Genomic DNA, 11,087 nt, shown 5'->3' on the forward strand with positions numbered 1-11,087 from the left:
GATGGCTGCTTCTCCGCACGCCCTACTTCCCTCCATGTCCTCGAACATGAAGGGGTAGAATCGCCCCGATGAGCACCTTACCCAACCCGGAGACCTTGGTTCGACTCTTGATCCTCCAAGCCGCGCTTGGCCTCACCGCGCTCGCTTGCGGCGCCGAGGGCGCTCAGGGCGGATCGACGAGCAGCTCGAGCAGCGCGACCGGGGGCAGCTCGGCCGGCGGCATGGGTGGAATGGGCGGCGTCGGCGGCCAGAATCAAGGCGGCGCGGGGGGACAAGGCGGCATCGATTTCACGACCGGGAGCGGCGGCGGTGCCCCCTTGGTCGACGTCGACGTGGTCATCACGGCCGACAATGCCTACAGCTTCGGATACGGCGACGTCGACGGGATCACGCATTTCACCCAGGGCACGCGCGCGCAGACGTCCGGCCAGATCTTCAATTGCGGCGAAGGACCGGAAGCCTACGTCGTGCCCGCGGCCGACGCGCCACCGTCTGCATACCTGTACATCGTGACCTGGGACGACCTCTCGGTGACGCAAGGCGTACTCGGGCAGTTCCGCCGCGGCGACGGCGCGCCCTTGTATACCGGGGATGCAAAGTTCGAGGTATGCGCGACCGGCGTCAACATGCAGGCGAGCCAAACCGGCCCCACGCAGCCCGAGATCAACGAGCAAATCGCCCTTTGCAACAGCGGCAATGGGGACGAGACCACCACGAGCGCGGGCTGGGTGAACCTCGCGGGGGCCGTGACGGCCGGCGCGATCGGTTCACTCGCGGTGGGGGAAGCCAACGATCCGGCGGCGGGCGGCTCCTTTCCTCCCACCTGCCCCACGGGCTCCGCGCCCCCCGAGGCGGCGAGCATCGACCCGGAGGCGCACTGGATGTGGTATCAGCCCGGCGGCATCGCGAATCCCTTTCAATCGACGGGATCGAACACGTTCCGCGCGTACTTGATTTTCCGCCTCGCGGCTGAGGACATCCCGGATCCCAAGTGAGCGGTCGCCTGCCTTTCCACACGTCCGGCCGCCCTACTATGTCCTCGAGCATGAAGGCGATGTCCCTGTTGGGGCAACACGTCAAGGCTTCGCCGCCTGGAGCGAACGTAGGATGGCGGGCAGGTCATCGTGGTCCTGATACGCCACGACTTGCACGTTGAAGTCGCGTGACCAGCGGTCGCGGTCGCTCGCGGGTTCTCGGATCAGAGCGTAATGCCTTCGCGCTGCAATTCCAAATGATCTGACGTTAAGCTCAAAGACAAGGTCGAGATCCAGCGGATCATTGATGCCGTATCCGACGAGAAGGAAGGTGTAGTCCTGGAGGAGGAAGCTCATTATACGCTGGTACGAGAGAGCACCTGCTGCGATCGTGTACTCGGCCTGCGTCATGACGACAGTGTCCGCCTTCTCGGCCGTTCCGTGGATTTTGAACAATACATTTCGGCCGGTAATAATATCCGAGTATGCGTTCTCTGCCTCCTTCCACGTATAGGCGGTTCGTCTGGGAGGGCCTTCTAGATGCTCGACCAAGGAATCGTAGTTTGTGGTAGCGAGAACGCAGACTCCGAGCTCGACGAGCGCCCGATGCACGTCCGCGGGAGTGGCATCGGGCGGACGAAACACAGCATCCATCGCTGCCTGATATTGACGTGCGTTACGAAGCTCGGTCCTCGCGGTATCGAGCGCACTGAGCATGGTTTCGAGCGAGCGATGCCCGCTTCGGAAAAACGTGCGCATCGCCGCGACCTGATCCGGCAGCCAGACACCCAGCCGCTCCACCTGATCGAGCAAGCGATCTGGCAGTTCGCTCCACTTGGGAAAGTTTCCCTTCACGTCCTTCGCCAGCGACAACCCTGAGCCGAAGAGTACAGCAAGCTTGTTTTGCCGGTACGCTTCGATGAGAGGCGGAGGGAAGACGACTCCATGTGCGACAGTGGGCGTGGAGGACATGGTCGGTGAAGTGGCGCGTACTGGTGTTGGCCGAAGTTGGACGATCTCACGTGGGCTCCGCGGTGTCCAGGTCCCTTGAGCGGCAGCTTCCTTAGCCAACAGGATCACCCGCGTCCAATCCCGTTGCGGAAACGTTACTTGGATCTGTTCCAGAGCCGCGACGGCTTCGGGGGTGCCGCGTGAGATGAGCACGTTCAGGAGCCCATTTCGCAATTCCACCACCATATCTCTGGGTGTGATTGGATGAAGACCTCGCGATCGATGCTCAGCACCTTCATCCTCCGGGAACTCGTGCTCGAGCCAGGTGTAGAGTTCCGCGATATCGGCGGTCGTCAACTTTCTTCCCCACGCATCCGACCGCCGCAACCTGATGTCTATTGCATCGACGGCGGTCAGGAACACCTCTCGACCGAAGCTAGGATCCGCGCGTAAGAGCGGACGAATGGCGGGCCATCCAGCATTCTGCGCGTACACCATGAGCGCGTGCGCCGCCGCATGCATGCGAAGCCGCGCGGCCCCTTCGAGAGGGACAGGTAGCGTGAGAATCGACGCTGCATAATCCACCACGCCGTCGACATCGTGCGCGATGAGTTCATTCAGCAAGTGGCCAAAGAAGGATGCCTTCAGCTCCGTTCGCTGCACGAACTTGAACAGGAATTGTCCAAGCGTTTGGTCCCAGCAGCCGCTCATGCGACTGAGCACGGAAACATGATCCCACCGCTCGTGGTCGCGTTCGAGGTGTATGCCCAAGACCTCCAGCACGCGTACTGGCCTCGCTCGGTAGGCGCGCGCTACGATTTGGCGGTTCTGCTCGTATCCCCCACCTTGCAGGAAAAATTCGAGCGGGATAGCAGACCACCTCCGCCAGATCGCTTCGCTGTGCTGATCGAGCCACGCAGGATCGAGCTGGTGTAGCAAACACAGGTATCGGTATCCGGCTGCCGCGGGACGATGAAATCCATCGAGACCGAGCCACTCGTCAGCACGCTCGTTCGTCCGTAAGAGGTACGCTCGCCCGATGTCCAGAATACGATCCCGCGTCTCGGCATCGGCGCGCTTCCAGCCGGGAAAATTAGTCACATCCCATTCATAAGTACCTGCATCCGATTCCCCAACCGTGCCAACGGTCATCCAGCCCAAGAGCTGCCAGCCAGCGTCGTCCTCACCCGCCTCGAATCGACGCATGCATTCTCGAATGCGTCTAAGGGCCTTTGGACGCTCGCGACGTTTCCTCGAGGAGCGGCCCGCAAACATGCGCCTGTATCTACCTCTCACCTTTGCGTCTTGCCGGTACGCGCGACGCATCCACCGAGAGGTTGGAGAACCCAGCACAACCAGCGGAGGGATGTCAGGCATCGCCTGGCGTAGTTCTTCCATCTCCAGGATGGCACCAATAATTGGATCTGCGACCTCGAAGCTCCACATTCTGGTGGAGGTAAATTGCGCCAAGATTGCCGCCCACCGAACACGTATTGATGGCGCAGTTTCCGTCCTCAGCTGTTCGATGACCCAGGGCACGTCACGAGGCAGAACGAATCCATCGCTTACAAACACGGATGCGTCGTGCTCGCCCCAGGGCGGCAGGCTGTTGAGGGCGCTGGCGAGCAGGCGTCGCCTACGGTCGTCATTCGAGACATCCGGAGCATCTCCCTTATGATAAGGACGATGACCGAAAATACCTTCGTAGTGCAAAAGCCGCTCACGAACAGCTTGGGCAAACGCGGGCCGAACCTGGGGATCATCGATATGCTCCCATCCGCGTACCATGATCGCCTCCGACAGCGATTCAAACGCGTACGACAAATCATCGCCATGTCTTGGGGGCAGCCCCAATGTCCAGTGCAGGGCATCCGGCAGAAGAGCCGCTGGCAACGTGTCTTCGAGCCTGTGCAGAAAAGCCACGTATGTGCCGCTATACGACTCCCTTTTTGGCGGCGTCAGACTCGCGAATAGCTCCGCGGCGCTCAGGTCGTCGGCCCACAACGCCTCCAGCGCAGATCCTTTCAGCTTGTCGTCTGGGTCCGGTCCACAATTGCCCCCGATCAACGGTTTGAGCCGCCGTTTCGTTTCCCGACTGCCAACGCGCACGACTGCGTCTGCCGCGTCCGAGCGAATACCGTAATCCTCACTGACATCCAGCGCGAGATCTGCCAACTCGTCTTGCAGCGCGGCAACGCACCCCGCCTCAGCCATCTGAATGGCTGCCCGCCGGGCCATGACATAATGATTGCGATCCGTGATGTAGGGACGGAGCTGCTCGGCGAGCCGCGGGTGCACGAGATGCGCCTGGGCCCGGCGATCGTACATGATGGGGTCCGCGCGCATCTCTCGACGATCGATCTTTTCCAGCAGCGCACGGAGGAGCGCCTCCCGCTCGGCAGCTCCGACCATCGCAAAATCACTACCGAGCAACGGCTCTGGATCGATGCCAAGCAAACGCTGGCGGAAATCGCCGTCCATGCTCGCCAGCCATGCAATGGTCTCGCGCAGCGCCGGGACCGTCCGACCCATCGTCGAATTCGAGACTTCCCGCACGAGTTGCTCCGCAGTGAGCCCTCGCATCTTCAGGAATCGGGCCGCCAGGAACTCCGCGTAGGTCTGATGTGCCCATCCTGCACGACCGGCTCCCCCAGGCCGGAAGAGCCCGCTATTGAGCACCTCCTTCATGGCGGCGTCGGTCACCGGGACGTCGCCGTCCTGGCTCGGCTCCACGCCACCGAGCAGCTCGTCGATCCTGACCACATCCGAGGAGACCGCTCCACGGTCCGGCCCTCGAAAATGGATGAGGCTTCGGCGGCCCAGGATGCTGACCGCTGCGATCCGCGATGCGAGCGCCAGACGCTCGTCCCTATGGAGCACGCCGGTGCGCCTGGCATCTCCACGCGAGGGGCTCGGGTCCTCGCAGAGTCTTCGGCATCCCTCCTCGTACAGCTCGACGCGTGAACGCGGCAGCTTCCGGTGCTGCTGGTACTCTGCAAGGAGGAAGCCCAAGGTGATCGGCTTGCTCGCCAGTGGCTCGGCGTTCGCCCTGGCCACCTCGCCAAGGAAGCGCTCCCCATCCTTCCCCGCAGCCAGCGCGACGTCGACCCTGCGGAGCGGGGCGAGCGCGTAGAAGACCGCTGGCTCTGATTGCTCGCTGCTCTTCCAGATGCGCGGGAGCTGCTCGTCGAGCACCGCCGGCCACTCCGCCGAGCGACACGCAACACGAAGCCTCAGCGACGAAGCAGACCCTTGCTGAAGGTGATGGATGAGTTGGGACGCGACATGGAGGGGCCCCTTCGGGTGCTCGTCGAGGCTGTCGAGGATGAGCGTCAGCGGTGACGCGTTCGCGAGCCATCGCTTGAACGGATCCGTCCCGAAGATCTCCTTCTCCAGTTTGTCGTGCTGCCACCTGAAGTCGACGAAGAGCGTTGCCTCGACACCGCCACGTGCGCGCACGTGGTCGCGGTACTCTTCGACCACGTAGGACTTGCCGATCCCAGGTTCCCCCAGCAACGCGACGCACGGCTTGTCCTCCAGCTCCTCGAGCGTCTTCGCATGCGGGTTGATGTGCTTGCCGTACTCCCCTTCGGGGTCTGCGAAGTAGTCACTCCACAACGAGGGAGACGTCTCGCGCGGCACCCAGAACCGCTTCCACGGAATGTTGCTGGCCAACCTCGTCATCGCGTCCCGACCCGTCTCTTCTCCTACTATGTAGGGGGAGAAGAAGGGGAACGCACACGGCCCCCGCGAGCCCGGAGGACCTGCCAACCGGCCTGTAGCTTGCTCAAGCAGGTCGATCGACCTCCTCCACCACGTTTGCAACCGGTTCACACAGGTCGATCGACCCCCTCCACCCCGTCTGCAACCGGCTCGAACAGGTCGATCGACCCCCTCCACCCCGTCTGCAACCGGCTCGAGCAGGTCGATCGACCTCCTCCACCACGTCTGCAACCGGTTCGAGCAGGTCGATCGACCTCCCGGATCGACCTTGAACCCGTTCCCCCAGGTCCCTCGACCGTCCGGTGGACCACACATGCTCAGGGGATCGCCGAAGCCTTCACCGCGAACACGATCCGGGGCATGTTCGCGTGCCCCTCCGTGTTGATGTACATCCGATCACTCGCCGGAACGTGGTGAATGCCCTCCGGCATCCACCCCCATTTCCCATCGGAGGCCTGGTACACCTTGCTGGCCTGGTCCACGGCGCCTGTAAAAAGCGCGCCGTTGTAACGGGTGGCGTTCAGGAAAAACTTCCCCGACACGCTCGCCGCGCCCTGCACATTACGACTCCCCGCATACCAGGCGCCCGTCGCGTGCGCGGCGCCCTTCGGGTCCGTCGCGAGCTTCTGGGCCTCCGGATCGAGCGGGTAACGCAAAAGCCTGCTGTAAATGCCGACCGCCGGGTCGTTGTCGTATTCGCCCGCGACGAGCGAAGGCGGGTTCGAGGTCGCGTCGAGCGAGAGGTACGAGAACCTCGCGCGGCAGCTCGCGTCCGTGCCGGCCGGGTAGAAGTACGCGCCGACCTGGGGCAATGCATACGCATACCCATACGCGCAAACCTCGGCGCCGACCTTGCCGATCTGCGACGCGCAAGCCTCCGAGGTCGAGACGGACAGCAGGCGGGTCGTATCGAACACGCGGATGCCGCGCGAGGTATCGGCGACGAAAAGCCACGGCCCGAAGAGCGCAATCCCGCCGGCATGAATGTCCACCGAGACGAGCCCCTTCGTGGCATCCGGCGCGACGAGCAGGACGTGCCGGTAAAGAACATCCCCGCCGAGGGTCTTCACGTTCGCGAAGGAGAGCCGCACGCCTTTGTCCCCGCTCGCGGGCGGGTTCGGATCATCGGCGAGGTGCGCCTCGTCGTAATGCCAGGACACGACGACGTACTCGCGCGCGCCCACCGTGCCGCCCGTGAGGCCCTGCGGCACCCAGTACGTGACGTTCTGATCGCCGGCCTCCCACTCGAACGCGCCCTGGTAGCCGACGACGGTCGCGAGGTCCGCCGCGAGCGCCGCGTCGGGCTTCGTGCCGGTGCGGTTCAGCGAGATGGATTCGAGCGTGACGAACGGAAGACCGAGCCCGTCGATCAGCGCGGCGTTCTCGGCGAACGTGCCGGTGTCGACGAGATCAAAATGAGCAGGGTCGATCGCGCGCAGGCCGTCGTGCTCGGCGTACCCGGCGATCGGACCTTTGGAAGGACACACGCAGCTCGGATCGCCCACGCACGTGCCGCCGCCGCTGCCGCCTCCGCCGCCGCTACCGCCTTCGCCACCGCTGCCCGTGGTCGCGCTCGTGCTCCCGCTGCCGCCCGTGCCGGCGCCGCCGGAGCCGATCGAGCTCGACGAGCCTCCGCTCCCTCCGGCGCCTCCGGCTGCGAGGTGGGTGGGGCTCTCGGAGGAGCAGGCGACGAGGAAAGAAAGCGGGAGGACGACGAGGATGGAAGCGTGGTGTCGAGCGCGCATGGTGGGGCGATGATGCCCCGGTTCGAGGCCGCGCCCTACCGCCCGTTCACCTCGTCGACGACCGCCAGGATCTCCTCGTCCGAGAGGATGTGGCTCGACCCCTTGGCCTTCTTCAGGATCGCTTCCACGAGCTCCTTCGAAGGCTCGATCCTCCGCTGCCGCAGCCAGAAATTCACGTTCGAGGCGCCCGACATGTACCCCACGCAGATCTCCTGCTTCCGCCCGAACATGCCGGCCGGCACGCCCGAGTAGATCCGATCCGCGAGCCACGCGTCGCCCTTGCCTTGCGCCTTGATGATCGCCGCCGCGTGCACGCCCGTCGCCGTGCGGAACGCGTCGCGACCGACAAGCGGGTAGTTGATCGGGATCTGCCAGCCCACCGCCTCCGCCGCCGTGTTGCAGTACTCCAGCATGTGCGTGAGGTCCTGGTGCTCCAGGAGGCCGAGGAGCTTCAGGTTCAGGAGGATCAACTCCATCGCCGCGTTCCCCACGCGCTCGCCGATCCCGAGCGCCGTCCCATGCACCCGGTCCGCCCCGAACTCCAGCGCCCACAGCGCGTTCTCCAGCGCGAGCCCGCGATCGTTGTGACCGTGCCAGTCGATGCGGACCTTTCCGTCCGCTCCATGGCCCGCGATGATCGCCTTCGTGAACGAGATCAGGTTGCGCACGCCGTCCGGCGTCGCGTGACCCACGGTGTCGCAGAGACAGAGCCGCGACGCGCCGTGATCGATCGCCATCTTGAACAGCGTCGCCAGCATGTCCGGACGCGAGCGTGTCGTGTCTTCCGTCACGTACGCGACGGGCAGACCAGCCTTGACCGCGACGTCGATCGCCTCGGCGCTGCGCTTGACGATCGTGTCGAGGTCCCAGTCCTCCGCGAGCTGGCGGATCGGGCTCGATCCGATGAAGCAGTAGACTTCCACGGGGATGCCCGCGCGCTGGGAGATCTCGATCATCGGGGTGATGTCGGAGACCACGGTGCGACCTGCACACGCCACGCCGAGCGGCAAGCGGTTGTCCGTGATCTCGCGGCACATGCGCAGGACATCGTCGAACGCGCGCTTCGAGCTACCGGGCAGGCCGATGTCCGCGACGTGGATGCCGATCTTGGACATCAGGTGAATCAGCCGGAGCTTCTGCTCGATGTTCGGATCCGCGACCGAGGGGTTCTGCAGACCGTCGCGCAGCGTCTCGTCGAAGAACGTGACGTCCCGGGGGATCAAGCGTCCTTTGCGCCCGATCTCGTTCCAGTCGTAGATGAGGTCGTCGGATCGGAAGTCGGGCGTGGCGCTCATGTGGAGAAGTATAATCGCGTTCGCTCCCGTCGGACGAGGGGACGCGTATTTGCCGCCTCGCGTCGTCGTGGCCTCGCCCGACGAGCGGCAACGAGGCGTCCTCGGGAAATAGGGCGCGTAGACGTGGCCCCGGCTCCGTGGCCGGCCTAAGCTCTGCCCCCCGCCATGTCGATCTGGCAATCGCTCCCCGAGTTCGGAACCGGCGTTCTTTACGCGATCCTGATCGCCGCGGCGTACACGTTCGCCGTCGCGCTCGCCTCGAGCACCGGCAGGCCACGCCTGCTCCAGGCGGCTCGGCTCGGCGCGTACGGCACCGTGGCGCTCGTCGGCCTCTCGGTCCTGGTCCTCGCGTTCGCCTTCGTGAGCCACGATTTCCGCATCAGCTACGTCGCTCGATACAGCGACCGCTCGATGACCACGCCGTACCTCGTCGCGGCGCTCTGGGGCGGCCAGGACGGCTCGCTCCTCTGGTGGCTCTTCCTCACGTCCGGCTTCTCCGCGGGCTGCGTGGCGTGGCTCCGGCGCAAGTACCTCGAGCTCCAACCCTTCGTGATCGCGACGCTGATGACCATCATCGGCTTCTTCGCGATCCTCATGATTTTCGCGGCGAACCCCTTCACGACGAGCGCGGGCGGCGCGCCGATGGATGGCAGCGGGCTGAACTACCAGCTCCGCAACTTCTACATGATCATCCACCCGCCGAGCCTCTACATCGGGTTCACGAGCTCGGCGATCCCGTTTGCCTTCGCGATCGCGGCGCTCGCCACAGGAAGGCTCGACAACGAGTGGATCGTGGCCACGCGCAAGTGGATGCTCTTCGCCTGGCTCTTCCTCTCGATCGGCAACGCGCTCGGCATGCTCTGGGCCTACGAAGAGCTCGGCTGGGGCGGCTACTGGGCCTGGGATCCCGTGGAGAACGCGGCGTTCCTCCCGTGGCTCACGGCGAGCGCCTACGTGCACTCGACGATGATCCAGGAGCGGCGCGGCATGCTGAAGATCTGGAACGTCTTCCTCATCTGCGCGACGTTCTTCCTCACGATCTTCGGCACGTTCCTCACGCGCTCCGGCCTCATCTCGTCGGTCCACTCCTTCGCCCAGTCCGGCATCGGCATCTTCTTCGTCTGGTACATGGGCGTGATCGCCGCGGTGAGCATCTCGCTCATCGTCTGGCGTTTGCCGAGGCTTCGGAGCGAGGGCGCCTTCGAGTCAGCCCTGTCCCGCGAGGCAGCGTTCGTGCTGAACAACTGGGGCTTCCTGAGCCTGACGGTGTTCATCGCGACGGCGACGACGTGGCCACGCATCAGCGAGTGGCTGCTCAACCAGGAGTCGACGCTCGGCCCGACGTTCTACAACACCTGGATCCCGCCGCTCGCGCTCGTGATCTTCTTCCTCATGGGCGCGGCACCGCTCCTTGGCTGGCGCAAGACGAGCCCGGAGCTCTTCCTGAAGAGCTTCCGCTGGCCCGTCGCGGTGATGCTCGTCGTCGGCACGCTCCACCTCCTCGTCGGCAAGCGCTTCAATTACCCGGCGTTCTACGACGCCGCGCCGATCTACGAGGGCACGCTCGGCCGCGCGCTCGCGTGGGTCTCGGGCAAGCTGCCGTTCGTCACGGTGATGCTCGTCGCGTTCAACATCACCGTGGTCGTGCAGGAGTTCTACCGCGGCGTCGCGGCGCGGCAGCGGAACAAGAGCGACGAGGGCCTGTTCACCTCGCTCTTCAACCTCGTGGCGAAGTCGCGCCGCCGCTACGGCGGCTACGTCGTGCACGTGGGCATCGCGCTCATGTTCCTCGGCTTCACCGGCCGCGCCTGGGGCGTCGACAAGGAGCTCAGCATGTCGCCCGGCGAGACGGCCCAGGTCGACTACTACTCCATGACGTACGTCGGCCCGCGCATGGAGGTCGACAACGAGAAGCGCATGATCTTCACGGACCTCGACGTGGTCCGTCAGGGCAGGCCCATCGGCCGCGTCACGCCGGCGAAGTTCATCTACAAGACCGGCGCCGATCAGCCCTCGACCGAGGTCGCCAAGCACATGACCATCCGCGACGATCTCTACGTGATCGTAGGAATGGTCAACCCGACGACGAAGGTCGCCTCGTTCCAGTTCCACGTGAACCCGCTCGTGAACTTCATCTGGATCGGCGTGGGCATCCTGATCCTCGGGGCGATGGTGTCGATGTGGCCCGAGGTCGCGCTGGAGGAGGCGGGCGCGTTCGGCTACATCCGCGCCGCGGCCTCGGTCGCGACCTCGGTCATCTTCGCCCTGCTCCTCGCGGGCGGCCCCTCCCTCGCGTACGGCGGGCCGGCCGCCCCGCGCGCCCCGCCCGCGCCGGCGATCGAAGCGCCCTCTCCTGCGCCCGCTCCCGGCGCTGCCCTCGCTCCCGCCAAGTAACTCCG

At 64.8% G+C, this 11,087-nt stretch carries 5 protein-coding genes; 2 read left to right on the forward strand and 3 right to left on the reverse strand.

What is annotated here, in order from left to right; translation table 11 throughout:
- Positions 1–68 precede the first annotated feature (68 nt).
- A complete protein-coding gene (locus tag KEG38_RS20850) occupies positions 69–995 on the forward strand; it encodes a hypothetical protein (protein WP_272421489.1) in 927 nt (308 codons plus the stop codon).
- Between the two features lie 81 nt (positions 996–1,076).
- On the opposite strand, the gene KEG38_RS20855 is transcribed toward KEG38_RS20850, so the two are convergent.
- From KEG38_RS20855 to KEG38_RS20865, 3 genes are all read right to left on the reverse strand, one after another.
- Positions 1,077–5,600, reverse strand: a complete 4,524-nt coding sequence (locus tag KEG38_RS20855; protein ID WP_272421490.1) for an SIR2 family NAD-dependent protein deacylase — start codon at positions 5,598–5,600, stop codon at positions 1,077–1,079.
- Between the two features lie 365 nt (positions 5,601–5,965).
- Positions 5,966–7,393 (reverse strand): hypothetical protein, encoded by a 1,428-nt coding sequence (locus KEG38_RS20860; RefSeq protein WP_272421491.1) that lies wholly within the window; start codon positions 7,391–7,393, stop codon positions 5,966–5,968.
- Positions 7,394–7,428: 35 nt separating this feature from the next.
- Positions 7,429–8,688, reverse strand: a complete 1,260-nt coding sequence (locus KEG38_RS20865) for a LeuA family protein (protein WP_272421492.1) — start codon at positions 8,686–8,688, stop codon at positions 7,429–7,431.
- A 165-nt stretch (positions 8,689–8,853) separates the two neighbouring features.
- On the opposite strand from KEG38_RS20865, the gene KEG38_RS20870 reads away from it, so the two are divergent.
- Complete coding sequence (locus tag KEG38_RS20870; RefSeq protein ID WP_272421494.1) at positions 8,854–11,082, forward strand: heme lyase CcmF/NrfE family subunit; 2,229 nt, start codon at positions 8,854–8,856, stop codon at positions 11,080–11,082.
- Positions 11,083–11,087 lie beyond the last annotated feature (5 nt).

Source organism: Polyangium jinanense (genome assembly GCF_028435265.1).
GTDB classification, from domain to species: Bacteria; Myxococcota_A; Polyangia; order Polyangiales; family Polyangiaceae; genus Polyangium; species Polyangium jinanense.